Raw genomic sequence first — 17,336 nt, 5'->3', positions numbered from 1 at the left:
GCGGTGAGGAGGACGAGGTCCTTTCGCCGTAGGCTCGGGCACCGTGACCGGCGCGCCCGACCTGGACCTCTCCGCCGATGTCCTGACCCTCACCCGCGTCCTGGTGGACACCCCCTCGGTCTCCGGCGACGAGCGGGCCCTGGCCGACGCCGTCGAGGCCGCGCTGCGGGCGCTCGGCGGGCTCGAGGTGGAGCGGGTCGGCGACACGGTGCTGGCGCGCACGAACCTGGGCCGCGACACCCGCGTCGTCCTCGCCGGGCACCTGGACACCGTGCCGATCGCGGACAACGTGCCCAGCCGGCTGGAGGACGGGCGGCTGTCCGGCTGCGGCACCAGCGACATGAAGTCCGGCGACGCCGTCATGCTGCGGCTGGCCGGCCGCTTCGGCGTCCCGGGCGCGGAGCCCGCGCACGACCTCACCCTCGTCTTCTACGACAACGAGGAGGTCGAGTCGGCGAAGAGCGGCCTCGGCCGGGTGGTCCGCGAGCGGCGCGGCTGGCTCTACGGCGACCTGGCCGTGCTGCTCGAGCCCACCGACGGCGAGATCGAGGCCGGCTGCCAGGGCACCCTGCGCGCGGTGCTGGAGGTGCCCGGCCACCGGGCGCACTCGGCGCGCAGCTGGCTGGGCGTCAACGCGATCCACGGCGCGGCGGGCATCCTCGCCACGCTGGCCGGCTACCTCGCCCGCGAGGTCGAGATCGACGGCTGCACCTACCGCGAGGGGCTCAACGCGGTCGGCATCGAGGGCGGCGTGGCCGGCAACGTCGTCCCGGACCTGTGCCGGGTGACGGTCAACTTCCGCTACGCGCCCGACCGCGACGAGGACGCCGCCGAGGCGCACGTCCGCGAGGTGTTCGCCGGCGCGATGGACGCCGGGGCCACGCTGACCGTCGTCGACAACGCCGGCGGCGCGCTGCCGGGGCTGCGCGAGCCCGCGGCCGCGGCGTTCGTCGCCGCCGTCGGCCGCCCGGCGCGGGCCAAGCTCGGCTGGACCGACGTCGCCCGCTTCGCCGCGCTCGGCATCCCGGCGGTCAACTACGGCCCCGGCGACCCGACGCTGGCGCACACCCGCGAGGAGCACGTGCTGGTCGAGCGCCTGCAGCCGGCCGAGGACGCCCTGACCGCCTATCTGACCGGAGGCAGTGCATGACGACCATCCCCCCGCCCGACGGCGCCCGGAGGCCGCGCCCGACGCGTCACCGCGGCCCGGTGCTGCTGCGCGGTGGCGAGCCGGACCCGCAGACGGTCGGGACGACGACCGACCAGCGGCTGCTCGACCGCCGCGGGCCCACCGACTGGGTGCACACCGACCCGTGGCGGGTGCTGCGGATCCAGTCGGAGTTCGTCGAGGGGTTCGGCCTGCTCGCCGAGCTGCCGCGCGCGGTGAGCGTCTTCGGCAGCGCCCGCACCAGGCCCGACCACCCGCACTACGAGGCCGGCGTGCGCATCGGCGCGGCGCTCGCGCGGGCCGGGTACGCCGTCATCACCGGCGGCGGGCCCGGGGCGATGGAGGCGGCCAACCGCGGCGCGTCGGAGGCCGGCGGGCTGTCGGTGGGCCTGGGCATCGAGCTGCCGTTCGAGCAGGAGCTCAACGAGTGGGTCGACGTCGGCATCAGCTTCCGCTACTTCTTCGTGCGCAAGACGATGTTCGTGAAGTACGCGCAGGCCTTCGTGATCCTGCCCGGTGGGTTCGGCACGCTCGACGAGCTGTTCGAGGCGCTCACGCTGGTGCAGACCCGCAAGGTCACCCGCTTCCCGGTCGTCCTCTTCGGCACGCAGTACTGGTCGGGGCTGGTCGACTGGATCCGCGGCAGCCTGCTCGAGTCCGGGACGATCAGCGCGCGCGACCTCGACCTGTTCACCGTCACCGACGACGTCGACGAGGTGCTCCGGCTGATCCGCGCGGCCGAGGCCGCCGGTGCCCCCGGTGACGGCGGCGGCGGCATGCGGGCGCCGCTGACGGGCCCGGTCGAGCCGGTCGAGGGCTGAGGCGAGCCGTGCTGTCCCTCCTCGTCGGGATCGCCGCGGTCGCCGTCGTCGGGGCGCTGCTGTTCCTCGGCGGCTCGTTCCTGCTCGGCCGCGGCGAGACGCAGCCACCGGCCGACCTCGAGCGCTCGCCGGTCGAGCTGCCCGACGAGCGGCCGGTGACCGGGGAGGACGTGCGCGGGCTGCAGGTGTCGGTGGCCGTCCGCGGCTACCGGATGACCGAGGTGGACTGGCTGCTCGAGCAGCTGGCGCTGGCGCTCGACGAGCGCGACGAGGTGATCGCGGCGCTGCGGGCCGAGCGGCCGGCCGGGGCCGCCGACGCCGACACCGATCCCGGGCTGATCCTGCCGGCGTCCGGGGCGACCGCATCCGGCACGGCGGCGCGGGGCGAAGGACCGGACGTGACCGGAGGAGCGGGGAACGGTGCCTGATCTCGTGCTGCCGGTGGCCGTCGAGGCGCCACCGGAGGCGGTGTGGGCCGCGCTCACCGACTGGCGGTCGCAGGGCCGCTGGATGCCGGCCACCGACGTCGAGGTGGTCAGCCCGCACGACGAGGGCGTGGGTGTGCGGCTGGCCGCCCGCACCGGCGTTCCGCTGCCGTGGCGGCGCGGCCGGCACTTCGGCGTGCTGGACACGATGGTCGTCACCGAGTGGGACCCGCCGCGCCGCGTGGTCGTGCAGCACACCGGCCGGATCGTGCGCGGGCCCGGGATCTTCGAGCTGACGCCGGCACCGCACGGCACCGACCTCGTCTGGACCGAGCGGCTGTGGCTGCCCTTCGGCCTGCTCGGGGTCGTCGGCTGGCCGCTGGTGAAGCCGTTCGTGCTGCTGGGCTTCCGGATCTCGCTGCGCCGGTTCGCCCGGTACGCCCGCACTCAGGCCGGCTGAGCGGCCGCCCGCACGGCGGCGCGGCTGACGTACCAGCGCCGCCACAGCAGCGCCGCCGTCGCCAGGGTCACCACGGTGCCGCCGTCGTACATGAGCCGCGCGCCCTCCTCGGCCCCCACCGTGCCCGCGGGCGGGTACGCGTAGAGGACCTTGGCGAGGACGTCGTGCGCGGCGGCACCGCCGGCCAGCGCGAGCGCCCGGACGCCCACCGACCGCCGGTGGGGTGCGGGGTCGACGGCGAGCACCGCGGCCGTGGCGAGGTAGCCGCTGACGAGCAGGTGCAGCCAGACCAGCGCGGCGAGCGCCGGCCGGTGCGCGAGCGCGGTGTGCAGACCGGTGCCGTAGAGCAGCCACAGCCCGGCGGCGTTGACCGGGACGGCGACCAGCGGGTCGGTGGCCCAGCGTGCGGGTGCGCTGCGCAGCACCCGGGACAGCCGGCGCGCGGCCGGCGGCGGTAGCGCCCGCAGGACGAGGGTCACCGGGGCGGCGAGCACGAGCAGCACCGGGGCGGCCATGCCGAGCAGCAGATGGGCGGCCATGTGGGCGTGCAGGTCGGCATGCGCCGCGCCCGGTCCTGCGACGGCGACCGCCGCGGCCGCCAGACCGGCCAGCCACGCGGCGGTCCGCGTCAGCGGCCAGGGGGCGCGGCAGCGCCAGGTGGCGGCGACGTAGCCGGCCGCCGCGGCGAGCAGGAGGGCGAGCAGGGCGGTCACGGGCGCGGCACCGGCCGGCTCCGCGACCGCACGAGCAGCGCGACGCCCGCCAGCAGCAGCGCCGCGCCGGGCAGCACCCACGCGACGTCGTAGCCGGTCGGGTCGACGCCGTAGCGGACCTGGTGCAGGCGCAGCAGCTTGTGGTTGCCCAGGCCGTCCCACAGCTGGAAGGCGCCCGCCCCGGTGAGCACCGCGCCCCACCACAGGACCGCGGGGAACGGTCCCCGGCGGCGGGCGTCGGCGAGCAGCGCGAGGCCCGCGACCGCGGCGGAGAAGGTGGCGGCGTGCAGCAGGCCGTCGGAGACCAGTCCGGCGTCGCCGCTGGCCCGGTCGTAGAAGTGGTGCCAGTGCAGGAGCTGGTGGAACACGATCTCGTCGACCGCCCCGGCGGTGCCCGCCCCGAGCAGCAGGCCGGAGACCAGCAGCCGGCGCCGGGGCGCGGGCCGGGGGAGTGCGTCGGCCATCCGGGCCTCCCGTCCTCGCAGGTCCCCGGGCGCTGCCCGGACCGCCGCCGGCGGAAACCGGGCGGCTCGACTGGACCGTGCCCCTGGGGCACGGCGCAGGCTGGCCGCGTGAGCGACCCCCTGCTGCGGCCCGGCGAGTTCCTGCGGCGCACCCGGCTGTCGGCGAAGGCGCTGCGGCTCTACGCCGAGCAGGGGCTGCTGCTGCCCGACGACGTCGACCCCTCCAGCGGCTACCGCGGCTACGCGGCCGGGCAGGTCGAGCGGGCCCGGCTCATCGCCGCGCTGCGCCGCGCGGGCATGCCGCTGGCCCGCGTGCGCGACGTCGTCGACCTGGACCCGCCGCGGCGGCGCGCCGCCGTGGCGCGCTGGTGGGCCGGCGTCGAGGCCGACGTCCGCCGGCGCCGCGTCCTGGTGGACGCCCTGACCGCCGAACCGGCCGAGGAGGAGGAGCACGTGTACGAGGTGTCCCTGCGCGAGGTGCCCGAGGCGAGGGTGCTGACCGCCGAGCGGCGGCTGACCGTCGAGGAGCTGGACGGCTTCATCGCCGGGGCGGCCGACGAGATCGCGGCGCACCTGGCCCGGTCGGGTGCTGTGGTCGACGGTCCGCTGCGGGTCGTCTACCACGGCATGGTCACCGAGGACGGTGACGGACCGGTGGAGGTGGTGCAGGCCTTCACCGGCCGGGTGGAGCCGGCCGGCGAGCTGCGCATCCGGCTGCAGCAGGCCGGCCGCGAGGCGGTGACCTGCCTGTCCCGCGGCCGGGCGGAGTTCCCCGGCATCCTCGGCGCCTACGACGCCGTGGGCGCGTGGATCGACGCGCGGGGCCTCGAGCGGACCGGCAGCCCGGCGGAGGTCTACCTCGGCGACCGCGATGTCGACCCGGACACCCCGCACGTCGAGGTGGCCTGGCCGGTGGCCTGACTCAGCTCCGGGAGACGGCCAGCCGGGCGCCGAAGGCGAGCAGCGCACAGCCGGTGAACGCGTCGAGCGCCCGGCGGACGGGGCGGCGGGCCAGCACGCGCCGCGCCCGGGACAGGCCGGCCGCGAGCAGCAGCAGCCAGACCAGGCCCACCGCCGCGTGGGTGAGCGCGTAGGCCAGCAGGACCGGGACGGGGGTGCCCGGCGCGAGGAACTGCGGCAGGACCGCGAGGTAGAAGGCGAGCACCTTCGGGTTGGTCACGTTGCTCAGGAACCCCTGCCGCAGGCCGGTCAGCGCGGCCCGCCCGGTCGCCGGGCCGCCGGCGTCGAGGTCGGGGTAGCGGCCGCGCACGGCCGACCGGAACGCCTGCAGCGCCAGGTAGGTCAGGTAGGCGACGCCGGCCCAGCGGATGGCCTGGAACAGCGGCTCCACGCGGACGACGATCGCGGCGAGACCGGTGGCGGCCGCCGTCCCCTGCAGGACGTTGGAGACGGTGATGCCGACGGCGCTCCACGACCCGCGGGCCCGGCCCCCGGCCAGGGTGTTGCGGAGGACGACCGCGACGTCGGGCCCCGGCACGAGCACCAGCACCACCGCGAGGACGACGAAGGTCCCGTATCCCGACCAGCCCATGCCGGAACGGTAGCCAGCGGCCCGGACGACTCAGGCGCGGCGGCTCCCGGCGACGAAGCGCATGGCCTCCTCGGCGAGGGCGAGGTCGGACTCCGGCGTGCCGTGGTCGAGGGCCACCCACTCGCGCATCGGGGTGCCGTTGGCCGCGGCGAACGGCAGGCCGGTGCCGGCGGTGACCAGCCCCTCCACGCGGTGCCGCGGCAGCTTGAACACCAGTGCGCCGCCGACGAGCATCGCGAAGATCGACCCCTCCACGGTGAGCGCGGCGGAGCCGAAGCCCCGTCGTCCGCCCGCGCCGGGCGGGCCGACGCCGGGCCGGGTGGACAGGGTCTCCGCCAGGAGGGCGAAGCGCTGCGCGGGATCCACGCCAGGCAGTCCAACCCCGGTGCCGGGGGATGCGCAACGGCAGGGCGCGTCCGGGCCTGTGCCGGGGGCGGGGAGGATGGCGCGGTGAGCCGTCGCGGATGGGTGCTGTTCCTGGCGATGTCGGTCATCTGGGGCGTGCCGTACCTGCTGATCAAGGTGGCGGTCGAGGAGACCTCGCCGGTGGTCGTCGTCTTCGCCCGGTGCGTGATCGGGGCGGCGCTGCTGCTGCCGTGGACGCTGGCCCGCGGGCAGATCCGCCCGGCGCTGCGGCACTGGCGGGCGCTGCTGCTGTTCACCGTGCTGGAGATGACCGCGCCGTGGCTGCTGCTGTCCTACGCCGAGACGTCGCTGTCGAGCTCGCTCACCGGGCTGCTGGTGGCCTCGGTGCCCTTCGTCGCGGCGCTGGCCGCGCGGCTGCTCGGGGACGAGGAGCGGCTGACCACGGTGCGGCTCGCGGGGATGGGGCTCGGCGTCGTGGGCATCGCCGCGCTGCTCGGCCTCGACGTCGAGGGCGTCGCGCTGCTGCCGGTGCTCGCGGTGGTGCTCGTCGTCATCGGCTACGGGACGGCGCCACTGGTGGCCAGCCGGGCCCTCGCCGACGTCCCCGGGGTGGCGGTCAGCTCGATCGCGCTGGTGGTCACCGCGGTCGTCTACGCGCCGTTCGCGATCCCGCGGCTCGGGGAGGTGACCGCAACGCCGGCCCCTGCGCTGGCCTCGCTCGCCGCCCTCGGGGTGGTGTGCACGGCGCTGGCCATGGTGCTGTTCTTCGCCCTCATCCGCGAGGTGGGCCCGCAGCGCGCGCTGGTGATCACCTTCGTCAACCCGGCGGTCGCGGTGCTCGCCGGCGTCCTGCTGCTCGACGAGCCCTTCACCCTCGGCCTCGCCGTCGGCCTGCCGCTGGTGCTCGCCGGTTGCGTGCTCGCCACCCGCCGCAACGCACCCGCGCCCGAGCCGGAGGGCGCCGCGGTGCCGTGAGGGTCGCGCGGACGGCCCGGCCGCGCTGCGTGCACACGACGCGGTCCCCCGGACCGGTCCGCCGCGGCGTGTGCACGAACCGGGCCCACCGCAGCGGTCGACGACCCGTCCCGTCGGTGGACGGCGCTAGCGTGCGCGCCGTGGAGCCCGTGCCGACCGACGACCGCGTGCGCTGCGCCTGGGGGGACAGCGCCCCCGAGTACGTCACCTACCACGACGAGGAGTGGGGCACCCCGCTGCACGGCGACGACGCGCTCTTCGAGCGGCTGTGCCTCGAGGCGTTCCAGTCGGGCCTGTCCTGGATCACGATCCTGCGCAAGCGGCCCGCCTTCCGCGCCGCCTTCGCCGGCTTCCGCATCGACGCCGTCGCCGCGTTCACCGCCGACGACGAGGCGCGGCTGATGGCCGACGCCGGCATCGTCCGCAACCGAGCCAAGATCGCCGCCGCCGTCCGCAACGCCCGGGCCGCCCAGGAGGTCCCGGAGGGGTTGTCGGCGCTGCTGTGGTCCTTCGCCCCTGCCGCGCCGCGGCCCCGCCCGGCCACGATGGCCGACGTCCCGGCCACCACCGCTGAGTCCACGGCGATGGCCAAGGAGCTCAAGCGGCGGGGCTTCGTCTTCGTCGGACCCACCACCGCCTACGCGCTCATGCAGGCCACGGGCATGGTCGACGACCACGTCGCCACCTGCTTCCGCGCCACCCGCCCGGGGGCTCAGGTTGGTTCCGCAGCGGGGATACGGGATCATGGGTAGCGGAGCTCACTGCACCGAGACACAGCCACACCGCAGCCGCACAGGGCTTGCGGGTGGTCGGCGAAGGAGGCACGCATGGCGGCCATGAAGCCGCGCACGGGTGAAGGTCCCCTGGAGGTCACCAAGGAGGGGCGCGGCCTGGTCATGCGGGTGCCGCTCGAGGGCGGCGGTCGCCTCGTCGTCGAGCTGTCGCCCGACGAGGCCGCGGCGCTCTCGGAGGCCCTGAAGGGCGCGACCAGCTGAACGTCTCCGCGAGCCTGCCCCCGGGCAGCCCCGCGCGGGACGACGCGGCCCCGGCCGCCGGCAGCACGCCGGCGACCGGGGCCGCGTCCTTGCCACGGGTGGAGCTGCTCGCCGCGCTGCCCCGCCTGGGCGAGGACGACGTGCTCGCGGTCCCGGTCGGGACGGGCGGCACGCTGCCGCCCTGGCTGACCGCACCGGCCTTCGGCACCCTCCCGCCCGTCCCCGCGCGGCTGCTGACCGGCGCGCTGGCCGACACCGGCAACACCGGCAGGGCCGGCGCCATCACCCACCTGCCGGTCCCCGGCCGCCGCCCGCGCAGCGTCGTCGCCGTCGGGACGGGTGACGAGACGCTGCCGCACCTGCGCGGCTACGTCGCCACCGCGGTGCGCCGCGCGCAGACCCTCGCCGAGCACGGCGCCACCCGCCTCGTCCTGCCCCTCGACGGTGCCGTCGCACCCGCCGGGGCCGACGAGGTCCGCGCCGCCGTCGAGGCCGCGCTGCTGGCCGGCTACCGCTTCCGCGACAGCAGCCGGCCACCCCCGCCGCGGCTGGCCACCGTCACCGTCGTCGCCACCGACGCGCAGGACCCCGCCGTCGTCGCCGCGGCGCGGGCCGGACAGGCCGCCGCCGCCGCCGTCGCCTGGGCCCGCGACCTGGTCAACACCCCGCCGAACACCGCCGACCCCGCCTGGCTGGCCGGGCAGGCCGTCGCGCGGCTGTCCGGCCTGCCGCACGTGACCGTCACCGTGCTCGGCCCCGAGGAGCTCACCGCCGGCGGCTTCGGCGGCGTGCTCGCCGTCGGCGGCGGTTCGGCGTCCCCGCCGCGGGTCGTCGTCGCCGCCTACGAGCCGCCCGGCGCGGATCCCGCCCGGCCGGTGCTGGTCGGCAAGGGCATCACCTTCGACACCGGCGGCATCCAGATCAAGCACGGTCCCGGCATGCGCGACATGAAGACCGACATGGCCGGGGGAGCGGCGGTGCTCGCCGCGCTCGACGCCGCCGCCCGCCTCGGGCTGCCCGTCGCGGTGACGGTCGTCGTCCCGGTCGCGGAGAACGCGGTGTCCGGGTCGTCCTACCGGCCGGCCGACGTCGTCCGGCACGTCGGCGGGCGGACCACCGAGGTGCAGAACACCGACGCCGAGGGCCGCGTGGTCCTCGCCGACGCCCTGGCCCACGCCCGCCTGCGCCTGGGCGCCACGGTGCTGGTCGACGTCGCCACGCTGACCGGCGCGACGAAGGTCGCGCTCGGCGCCCGGACGGCGGGGCTCTACGCCACCACCGACGGCCTGGCCACCGCGCTGTCCACCGCCGCGCTGCACGCCGGCGAGCGGGTCTGGCGCATGCCGCTGGACGGCGAGTACGCCGAGCAGCTGCACAGCGACGTCGCCGACGCCAACAACGCCCCCGGCAACCCCGGCGGGACCACCGCCGCACTCTTCCTGCGCCCGTTCGCCGGCGACCTGCCCTGGGCCCACCTCGACGTCGCCGGTCCCGCACGGGCCGGCTCCGACGACGCCGAGGTGGTCAAGGGCGGCACCGGGTACGGCGTGCGCACGCTGCTGCGCTGGCTGGAGGCCGGAGCACCGGTCGACCCACCCCCGACCACCACGGACTAGGAGCCCCCGCGTGAGCACCGACGACACCGGCGTCGTCTTCCCGGCCGGACCCGACGGGCGGCGCAGCACCGCGGCGGTCGGGCGGGCCGTGGTCGCCGACGCGCTGCGCCCGGTCGACCCCACCGGCGCCCGCGCCGCCGAGAGCGAGACCAACTGGCGGGCCGGCTACCTCGTGCACTTCCGCCGCCTCGTCGAGGCCGGGCTGGCCTCCCCGCAGGCGGCGCTCACCGTCGCCGGCGCCGGGCTCGGCGCCGTGCACGCCCGGCTGCAGGTGGCCGGCGACGGCGGCGAGCAGCCGCTGCGGACGCTCCCGGACGCCCCGGCCGGGCGGACGCCGGCCACCCGCGAGGTCACCGGCACCGCCGAGCCCGAGCGGGAGTTCACCCTGCCCTTCCACGGCAGGCGGCTGCGCGGCGACGACCTGTTGCGCCAGGTCGACTCCTGGGTCGAGCGCGGGATCGCCGAGCCGACGCTGGCCGACGCGGTGCGCACCGTGGCCGCGCACCCGGAGTGGCTGGCGCTACCCGGGCGCACCGTCGTCGTGCTCGGCGCCGGTGCGGAGATGGGGCCGCTGACCGCGCTGCTGCGCTGGGGCGCCACCGTGGCCGGCGTGGACCTGCCGCGGCCGGACCTGTGGCGGCGGGTCCTCGACACCGCCCGCCGCGGCGCCGGCCGGCTGCTCGTGCCCGCCGGCCCCGGCGACGGCGACCTCGCCACCACCGCGGGCGCGGACCTGGTGCGCGAGGTCCCTGCGGTCGCCGACTGGGTGGCGGAGCTGCCCGGCGACCCGGTGCTCGGCGACTACGTCTACGCCGACGGCGCCACCAACGTGCGCGTCTCGGCGGCCGTCGACGCGCTCACCCTCCGGCTGCAGCGCGAGCGCCCCGACCTCGCGCTGGCCTTCCTCGCCACGCCCACCGACGTGTTCGCCGTCCCCGGCGACGCCGTCGAGCAGTCGGTGCGCGCCTACGCCGGCCGCTCGCGCGCCGGCAAGCTGCTCGGCCGCCCGCTGCGCACGCTGTCGGCCGGCCGGCTGCTGCGGCGCGCCTACGTGCCCGGCGCCGACCCGGGGATCAGCGACAGCCTGGTCGCCCAGCAGGGCCCGAACTACGCGCTGGCCAAGCGGCTGCAGCGGTGGCGGGCGACCGTCGCGCGGGCCTCCGGGGTGACGGTGTCGATGAACGTCGCGCCGCCCACGCGCACCCGCTCGGTGGTGAAGAACCGGGCACTGGCCGCCGCCTACGCCGGGGCGCACCGCTTCGGCGTCGAGGTGTTCGAGCCGGCGACGTCGAACGTGCTCATGGCCGCGCTGCTGGTGCACGACCTGCACACCGACGGCGGCCCCCGGCACGACCAGCCGTGGCAGGACGAGGCGTACGCCGCCGTCCACGGCGGGCTGTGGCGGGCGGCCTACGCGCCGCGCAGCGCGCTCGGGCTGGCCGCGGTGCTCGGGCTCGGGGCGGCGCGGGGCTGAGCCGGGGGCTCACTCGCCCACGACGCCGTCGACCGCCTCGCGCAGCAGGTCGGCGTGGCCGGCGTGGCGCGCGGTCTCCTCGACCAGGTGCAGCAGCATCCAGCGCAGGCTGAACCGGGTGCCGTCGCGCAGCGGCTGCGCCGAGAGCGCGTCGAGGTCGCCGGTCGCGGCGACGACGGCGTCGGTGCGCCGGCCGGCCTCCCGGTAGCGCTCGCGCAGCACCTCCGGCTCCAGGTCGACGGCGGTGTCGAACTCCCAGTCGGGGGTCGCGTCCCAGTCGACCGCCGCCCACGGCTCCGGCATCGGCTGCCCGGCGAACCGCTCCACGGCCCAGGACTCCTCGACCAGCGCGAGGTGGTGCAGCAGGCCGGCCAGGGTGAGCGACGACGGCGGGTGCGCCCGTGCCAGCTGGTCGCGGGACAGCCCGTCGGTCTTCAGCAGCAGCGTCTCGCGCTGGTAGGCCAGGTAGGCGGTCAGGAGCGTCGTCTCGTCGCCGGCCTGCGGCGGGTCGGTGCGCACGACGGGGACCCTCGCACGCCCGGCTGACACCGGCCGCACGGTGCCACCGGGAGTAGCGGGGACCGGTCCGGTCAGCGGCCGCCCATCACCCGGTCCACCCACAGCCGCACCACCTGCCGCTCGAGCTCCGGGTCGCTGCGCAGGACGCTGGTCAGTGCCAGCCCGCGGTGCAGCGCGAGCAGCCCCTCGACGTCGGCGCGCCCGGCGTGCGCGGCGGGGAAGAGGTCGGTCAGGACGTCCCGGACGGCGGCGCCCACCCGGCGCTCAGCCGGAAGCAGGGCGGCGCGCAGCACCGGCTCGGTGCGCGCCGCCTGCCACAGCTCGAGACCGGCGAGGAACAGCGGGCCGGACATGACCCCGCGCAGCAGCTCCACCGGGTCGGTCCCGGCGCCGGCCTGCGCGCGCAGCCGGGCGACCTGCCGGTCGGCGACCTCCGAGACGGCGGCCACGAGCAGATCGTCCTTGGTGGCGAAGTGGTGCAGCAGCGCGCCGCGGGACAGGCCCGCGCGGTCCTGCACCCGCTGCGTCGTCGTCCCGGCGTAGCCGTGCCCGACGAGGCAGTCGAGCGTGGCCGCCAGCAGCCGGGCGCGGGTGTCGGCCCGGCGCTCCTGCTGCGTCGGCATGCCGGGGACGGTAGCCGTCGACATACCGTCTGGACGGACTGTAACTTCGCAGGCCTACTCGGAGGAGGTGGTCCGCGGTGCTGACGACGGAGTTGGTGCGGCGTGGCGCACGGCAGCACGCCGGCCGGACGGCGGTGCTCAGCGGGGACCGGTCGCTGACGTTCCGCGAGGTGGACGAGTGGGCCAACCGCATGGCCCACGTGCTGGCCGGCACCGGGGTGACGCCGGGGTCGCGGGTGGGGCTGCTGGTCGACAACGGCCTGTGGTCGGTGCCCGTCGACTTCGCCTGCCTCAAGGCCGCCGCCGCGCGGGTGCCGCTGAATGCCCGGCTCTCCGCCGACGAGCAGGCCCGGATGCTGCGGGCCACCGGCGTCGGCGTCCTGGTCTTCGGGCCGGCCCTCGCCGAGCGCGCCGCCGACCTCGCCGGCCGGGTGGAGGGCCTGCGCCTGGTGGCGCTGGGGCCGGTGGCCGACGTCGAGGCGCTGGACCTGCTGGCCGCGGCCGGGGAGGCCAGCAGCGCCGACCCGATGCTGCCGGCCGCGCCGGAGGACCCGGTGCTCGTGCTCTACACGTCGGGCACCACCGGCGCCCTCAAGGCGGTCGTGCACACCCAGGCCAGCTACGCCGCCGTCTGCGCGAACATCCTGGCCAACCTGGTCTCGCCCGGCCGCGACTCGGTGATGCTGCACGCGGCCTCGCTCATCCACGCGAGCGGCACGTTCGTGCTGCCGTACTGGATCCGCGGGGGAGCGGCGGCGGTGCTGCCCGGCTTCGACCCCGGCAGCTACCTCGACGCGCTGGCCCGCCACCGGGCCACGGAGATCAACCTCGTGCCGACGATGCTCGGCATGCTGCTCACCTCCGGCGCGGCGGAGCGGGCCGACGTCTCGAGCCTGCGGACCGCCGTCTACGGGGCGAGCCCGATGCCCGGGCCGGTCCTCGCCGAGACGATGGAGCTCTGGGGGCCGCGGCTGGTCCAGTACTACGGGCAGACCGAGGCGCCGCTGGCGATCACCGTGCTCGGCGCGCAGGACCACACGGACCCCTCGCTGGCCGGCTCCTGCGGCCAGCCGTCCGTGGACGCGGAGGTGCTGCTGACCGACGCCGACGGCGCGCCCGTGCCGGCCGGTGAGGTCGGCGAGCTGCGGGTGCGCGCCCCGTTCGGGATGGCGCGCTACGACGGCGCCCCGGACCTGACCGCCGAGACGGTCACCTCCGACGGCTGGATCCGCACCCGCGACCTCGCCCGCTCCGACGACCGCGGCTACCTGATCCTCGTCGACCGCACCAGCGACATGATCATCACCGGCGGCTACAACGTGTACCCGCGCGAGGTCGAGGACGTCCTCATGGCCCACCCGGCGGTGTCCGGGGCCGCGGTGGTGGCCGCGCCCGACCCGACCTGGGTGGAGGCGGTCACCGCGTTCGTCACGCTGCGCCCCGGCGCGCGGGTGTCCGAGGAGGAACTGCGCGACGCCGTCCGCTCCGCGGTGGCCGGCTACAAGGTGCCCAAGGCGGTGCACGTCGTCGACGCGCTGCCGCTGTCCCCGGTGGGCAAGGTGCTGCGCCGGGCGCTGCGCGAGCCGCTGTGGGCGGGGGTGTCCCGGTGAGGCCGACGGGCGCCGACGCCGTCACCGTCGAGCGGGACGGGCCGGTGACGACCGTCCGGCTGTCCCGGCCGCACGCGCGCAACGCCGTCGACGGGCCCACCGCCGCCGCGCTCGCCGACGCCTTCCGCGCGTTCGATGCCGACCCGGACGCCGCCGTCGCGGTGCTGCACGGGGAGGGCGGCACCTTCTGCGCCGGCGCCGACCTGCGCGCGGTGGGCACGCCGACCGGCAACCGGACCGAGGTGGACGGCGACGGGCCGATGGGCCCCTCCCGGATGCGGCTGTCCAAGCCGGTCGTGGCCGCGGTCGCCGGGCACGCCGTCGCGGGCGGCCTGGAGCTGGCGCTGTGGTGCGACCTGCGGGTCGCCGACGAGACCGCGGTGTTCGGCGTCTACTGCCGCCGCTGGGGGGTGCCGCTGATCGACGGCGGGACCGTCCGCCTGCCCCGGATCGTCGGTGCCGGCCGTGCGATGGACCTGGTGCTCACCGGCCGGTCGGTCGACGCCGACGAGGCGCTGCGGATCGGCCTGGTCACGCAGGTCGTCCCGGCCGGGCAGGCGCTGGCCACCGCGCAGGAGCTGGCCCGCCGGCTGGCGGCCTTCCCGCAGACCTGCATGCGGGAGGACCGCGCCTCGCTGCTGGAGCAGGAGGGCCTGGACGAGGCGGCGGCGCTGGCCAACGAGTTCCGCCACGGGCTGACCTCGCTCGCCGTCGACGCGCTGCCCGGCGCCGCCCGCTTCGCCGCCGGCGAGGGCCGGCACGGCACCGGCGTCGCCTGATCAGGCGGGGCCGACCAGCCCCGCGACGATCTCGGCCGACAGGGTGACCAGCGGCAGCCCGCCGCCGGGGTGCGAGGAGCCGCCCACCAGGTACAGCCCCCGCACCGGCGCGGCGTTGCCCGGGCGGAGGAACGCGGCGCGGGCGCCGTTGCTCGACGTGCCGTAGATCGAGCCGCCGACGCTGCCGGTCTCGCGCGCGAGGTCGGCCGGCGTGCGCGCCACGCACCAGCGCACGCGGGAGCGGACGTCGAGCCCGCGCGCGGCCATCACCTCCAGCACCCGGGTGGCGTAGCGGTCGGCCAGCCCGGGGGTGTCCCAGTCGACGCCGCCGTCGGGGTCGTGCCGCGGCGCGTTGACCAGCACGAACCACGACTCGCTGTCGTCGTCGGGCCGGGTCGCGGGGTCGTCGGGGGCGCTGACGTAGACGGTCGGGTCGGGCACCGGGCAGGGCAGGCCGCGGTGCCGGCCGGTGCCGAAGACCGCGTCGAACTCGGCGTCGTAGTCGGCCGGGAAGGCGACGGTGTGGTGCGCCAGGCCCGGCGTGCGGCCGCGAAGCGCCAGCAGCAGCACGAATCCCGACAGCGACGGTGTCGCCCGGGTCAGCCCGCGGCGCACCGCGCGGGTGCGCCGGTCCGGCGGCAGCAGCCCGGCGTAGAGGGCGGTGGCGTCGGCGCCGGAGACGACGACGTCGGCGGTCATCTCGCCGCCCTCGACCAGCTCCACCCCGGACACCCGGCCGCCGTCGCGCAGCACCCGCCGGACCGGGGTGCCGGTGCGGACGTCGGCGCCGTGCCCGCGGGCCCGGTCGGCCACCGCCTCGGCCAGCCGGTGCAGCCCGCCGCGGACGTACCAGGAGCCGAACGCCTGCTCGACGTAGGGGACGGTGGCGAGCACCGCGGGCGCGCGCCGCGGGTCGGAGCCGGAGTAGGTGGCGTAGCGGTCGAGCAGCACCCGCAGCCGCGGGTCGCGCAGGTAGCGCGCGCCGAGGCCGCGCAGCGTCTGCCAGGGCGCGACGGCGGCGACGTCGGCGGGGTCGCGGGCCAGCCGGGCGAGGGTGGCCGCCCCGCGCAGCGGTGAGCGCAGGAAGGGCTGCTCGGTGATCGCCCACATCGCCTCGGCGCGCGCGAGCAGCGCGGTCCACTGCGCGCCGCTGCCCTCGCCCAGGGCGTCGTCGAGCGCGCCGGGCACCGCGTCGAGGTGCCCGGGCACCGCCAGCCGGGTGCCGTCGGCGAACCGGTAGTCGACGGCGGGATCCAGCCGGACGAGGTCGACGGCCTCCTCGAGCGGGCCGCCGGTGGCGTCGAACAGGTCGCGCAGCACCTGGGGCAGCGTCACCAGGCTGGGACCGGTGTCGAAGGCGTGGCCGTCGCGGGCGTACCAGCCGAGCTTGCCGCCGACGTCGCCGGACTGTTCCAGCACCGTCACCCGGTGCCCCAGCGCGCCCAGCCGCGCGGCGGCGGCGAGGCCGCCGAGCCCCGCGCCGACGACCACCACCCGTGCCACTCCGTCACCGTAGTGCGCAGCTCACACCCCGAACGGGTGATCACCCCCGGTGGCGGCGGGCGGGGTCCCGGCACAGGATGTGAGCACCTGCTGAGCCCACGCGGGGACTGCGACGGAGGGCGACGACCCGTGCGGACCGCGGTGCGTTGGGCAGCGGTGCTGGTTGTGCTGGCCGGGTGCTCGGACGTGCACCTCCCCGAGGCCCAGCAGGTGGCCTCGGACTTCGCGGCCGGTGACCCGGTGACCCGCTGCGACCTGCTCACCGAGGCCGCGGTGCGGGCCGTGGAGCACGAGGAGCCCACCGGCTGCCCGGTGGCGCTCGAGGAGCTCCCGCTCGGCGCGGGCGGCGTCGTCTCCGCGCAGGTGTGGGGCCAGGAGGCGCAGGTGCAGCTCACCGACGACACGCTGTTCCTGAGCCGGACGGCCGACGGCTGGCGGGTGGCCGCGGCCGGCTGCGAGGCCTCCGGCCAGGGGCGCTACGACTGCCTGGTGGAGGGCTCGTGAGACACGTCCGGGTCGTCTTCGTCGCCTACCTGCTGACCGTGTTCGGCGGCGTGGCCTACTGCGTCGTCCTGGCGCTGCTCGGGCGGTGAGCGGCGTGCGGCGCTTCGTCCGGGAGAACTCGCTCAGCCTGGGCTTCGGCCTGCTGTTCCTGCTCAGCCTGGCCGGCCAGGCGCTGGCCGGGGCGGCCCAGATGAACGAGGACCGGCAGGCCGAGGGGCTCGAGCCGGTGAGCCTCGTGCAGTACCTGACGTCGTCGTCGTTCGCCGTGGACGTCATGGAGAACTGGCAGTCGGAGTACCTGCAGTTCGCCCTCTACGTGTTCGCCACCGTGTGGCTGGTGCAGCGCGGGTCGCCGGAGTCCAAGGAGCTGCACGCGGTCGGGACCGAGAGCGACGAGGAGCAGCGCGTGGGCTCGCACGCCCGCGAGGACTCACCGCCGTGGGTGCGCGCCGGCGGGTGGCGGACGACGCTGTTCTCCCGCTCGCTCGGCCTGCTCTTCGGCGGGCTCTTCCTGCTCACGTGGGCGGCCAGCTCGGTCGCCGGCTGGGCGGCGTACAACGTCGAGCAGCTGCAGTCGCACGCCGACCCGGTGAGCTGGGTCGCCTACCTCGGCGAGGCCGACTTCTGGAACCGCACCTTCCAGAACTGGCAGTCGGAGATGCTCGCCGTCGGCTCGATGGCGGTGTTCGCCGTCTACCTGCGCCAGCGCGGCTCGCCGGAGTCCAAGCCGGTGGGCGCCTCGCACCACGACACCGGCGCCACCGGCTGA

General features: G+C 76.9%; 21 protein-coding genes. 14 read left to right on the top strand and 7 right to left on the bottom strand.

From position 1 onward, the window contains the following. The first annotated feature begins 43 nt into the window (after positions 1-43). Genes dapE through FN207_RS06435 form a run of 4 tightly spaced genes read left to right on the top strand, consistent with a single transcriptional unit; the run spans position 44 to position 2,874 of the window. Complete coding sequence (gene dapE, locus FN207_RS06450) at positions 44-1,150, top strand: succinyl-diaminopimelate desuccinylase (protein WP_142457508.1); 1,107 nt, start codon at positions 44-46, stop codon at positions 1,148-1,150. Next, a complete protein-coding gene (locus FN207_RS06445) occupies positions 1,147-1,989 on the top strand; it encodes an LOG family protein (RefSeq protein WP_142457507.1) in 843 nt (280 codons plus the stop codon). The genes dapE and FN207_RS06445 overlap by 4 nt, the downstream gene beginning before the upstream one ends. Positions 1,990-1,997: 8 nt before the next feature. Further along, positions 1,998-2,417 carry a DivIVA domain-containing protein gene (locus FN207_RS06440; protein WP_246065812.1) on the top strand — a complete coding sequence of 140 codons (420 nt, stop codon included), beginning with the start codon at positions 1,998-2,000 and terminating at the stop codon, positions 2,415-2,417. Continuing rightward, entirely contained in the window at positions 2,410-2,874 is a 465-nt protein-coding gene (locus FN207_RS06435; RefSeq protein ID WP_142457506.1) for an SRPBCC family protein, read from the top strand. Before FN207_RS06440 ends, FN207_RS06435 begins: the two co-directional genes overlap by 8 nt. On the opposite strand, the gene FN207_RS06430 is transcribed toward FN207_RS06435, so the two are convergent. Continuing rightward, entirely contained in the window at positions 2,862-3,587 is a 726-nt protein-coding gene (locus tag FN207_RS06430; protein WP_142457505.1) for a cytochrome c oxidase assembly protein, read from the bottom strand. The two genes, FN207_RS06435 and FN207_RS06430, sit on opposite strands and share 13 nt — an antisense overlap. Further along, positions 3,584-4,051, bottom strand: coding sequence for a DUF2243 domain-containing protein (locus FN207_RS06425; RefSeq protein ID WP_142457504.1), 468 nt, complete (start codon positions 4,049-4,051; stop codon positions 3,584-3,586). Before FN207_RS06425 ends, FN207_RS06430 begins: the two co-directional genes overlap by 4 nt. Before the next feature lie 108 nt (positions 4,052-4,159). Here FN207_RS06425 and FN207_RS06420 point away from each other — a divergent pair, with 108 nt between their 5' ends. After that, on the top strand, positions 4,160-4,972 hold the full coding sequence (locus tag FN207_RS06420; RefSeq protein ID WP_185938214.1) for a MerR family transcriptional regulator: 813 nt from the start codon (positions 4,160-4,162) through the stop codon (positions 4,970-4,972). Position 4,973: 1 nt separating this feature from the next. On the opposite strand, the gene FN207_RS06415 is transcribed toward FN207_RS06420, so the two are convergent. Next, positions 4,974-5,603 (bottom strand): LysE family translocator, encoded by a 630-nt coding sequence (locus tag FN207_RS06415; protein WP_142457502.1) that lies wholly within the window; start codon positions 5,601-5,603, stop codon positions 4,974-4,976. A 30-nt stretch (positions 5,604-5,633) separates the two neighbouring features. Next, the gene (locus FN207_RS06410; protein ID WP_142457501.1) at positions 5,634-5,969 is read right to left on the bottom strand and encodes a hypothetical protein; all 336 of its coding nucleotides are present in this window, start codon (positions 5,967-5,969) and stop codon (positions 5,634-5,636) included. An 84-nt stretch (positions 5,970-6,053) separates the two neighbouring features. Here FN207_RS06410 and FN207_RS06405 point away from each other — a divergent pair, with 84 nt between their 5' ends. The 5 genes from FN207_RS06405 to FN207_RS06385 all read left to right on the top strand — a co-directional run bounded on the left by FN207_RS06405 (position 6,054) and on the right by FN207_RS06385 (position 11,029). After that, complete coding sequence (locus FN207_RS06405) at positions 6,054-6,944, top strand: DMT family transporter (RefSeq protein ID WP_142457500.1); 891 nt, start codon at positions 6,054-6,056, stop codon at positions 6,942-6,944. Positions 6,945-7,084: 140 nt separating this feature from the next. After that, positions 7,085-7,696, top strand: a complete 612-nt coding sequence (locus FN207_RS06400; RefSeq protein WP_185938213.1) for a DNA-3-methyladenine glycosylase I — start codon at positions 7,085-7,087, stop codon at positions 7,694-7,696. Positions 7,697-7,771: 75 nt separating this feature from the next. Next, entirely contained in the window at positions 7,772-7,939 is a 168-nt protein-coding gene (locus FN207_RS06395) for a DUF3117 domain-containing protein (protein ID WP_012947303.1), read from the top strand. 98 nt (positions 7,940-8,037) lie between these two features. Further along, on the top strand, positions 8,038-9,555 hold the full coding sequence (locus FN207_RS06390; RefSeq protein ID WP_246065811.1) for a leucyl aminopeptidase family protein: 1,518 nt from the start codon (positions 8,038-8,040) through the stop codon (positions 9,553-9,555). A gap of 10 nt (positions 9,556-9,565) precedes the next feature. Further along, positions 9,566-11,029 carry a hypothetical protein gene (locus tag FN207_RS06385; RefSeq protein WP_142457498.1) on the top strand — a complete coding sequence of 488 codons (1,464 nt, stop codon included), beginning with the start codon at positions 9,566-9,568 and terminating at the stop codon, positions 11,027-11,029. 9 nt (positions 11,030-11,038) lie between these two features. On the opposite strand, the gene FN207_RS06380 is transcribed toward FN207_RS06385, so the two are convergent. Continuing rightward, positions 11,039-11,548: a DinB family protein gene (locus FN207_RS06380; RefSeq protein ID WP_142457497.1), complete on the bottom strand. Its 510-nt coding sequence runs from the start codon at positions 11,546-11,548 to the stop codon at positions 11,039-11,041. Positions 11,549-11,619: 71 nt separating this feature from the next. Next, entirely contained in the window at positions 11,620-12,171 is a 552-nt protein-coding gene (locus FN207_RS06375; protein ID WP_142457496.1) for a TetR/AcrR family transcriptional regulator, read from the bottom strand. 77 nt (positions 12,172-12,248) lie between these two features. On the opposite strand from FN207_RS06375, the gene FN207_RS06370 reads away from it, so the two are divergent. Both FN207_RS06370 and FN207_RS06365 read left to right on the top strand, forming a co-directional pair. Beyond that, complete coding sequence (locus FN207_RS06370) at positions 12,249-13,781, top strand: AMP-binding protein (RefSeq protein WP_142457495.1); 1,533 nt, start codon at positions 12,249-12,251, stop codon at positions 13,779-13,781. Then, positions 13,778-14,560, top strand: coding sequence for a crotonase/enoyl-CoA hydratase family protein (locus FN207_RS06365; RefSeq protein WP_142457494.1), 783 nt, complete (start codon positions 13,778-13,780; stop codon positions 14,558-14,560). The genes FN207_RS06370 and FN207_RS06365 overlap by 4 nt, the downstream gene beginning before the upstream one ends. Here the strand turns inward: FN207_RS06365 and FN207_RS06360 are convergent, their stop codons facing one another. Further along, positions 14,561-16,063 carry a phytoene desaturase family protein gene (locus FN207_RS06360; RefSeq protein ID WP_142457493.1) on the bottom strand — a complete coding sequence of 501 codons (1,503 nt, stop codon included), beginning with the start codon at positions 16,061-16,063 and terminating at the stop codon, positions 14,561-14,563. A gap of 186 nt (positions 16,064-16,249) precedes the next feature. On the opposite strand from FN207_RS06360, the gene FN207_RS06355 reads away from it, so the two are divergent. Together FN207_RS06355 and FN207_RS06350 are read left to right on the top strand one after the other, a co-directional pair. Next, positions 16,250-16,567 (top strand): hypothetical protein, encoded by a 318-nt coding sequence (locus tag FN207_RS06355; RefSeq protein WP_142457492.1) that lies wholly within the window; start codon positions 16,250-16,252, stop codon positions 16,565-16,567. A 94-nt stretch (positions 16,568-16,661) separates the two neighbouring features. Next, entirely contained in the window at positions 16,662-17,336 is a 675-nt protein-coding gene (locus tag FN207_RS06350; protein ID WP_142457491.1) for a DUF6766 family protein, read from the top strand.

It is taken from the genome of Geodermatophilus aquaeductus (genome assembly GCF_900182545.1).
Classification (GTDB): domain Bacteria; phylum Actinomycetota; class Actinomycetes; order Mycobacteriales; family Geodermatophilaceae; genus Geodermatophilus; species Geodermatophilus aquaeductus.
This window is presented reverse-complemented; position numbering and strand designations above follow the sequence as displayed.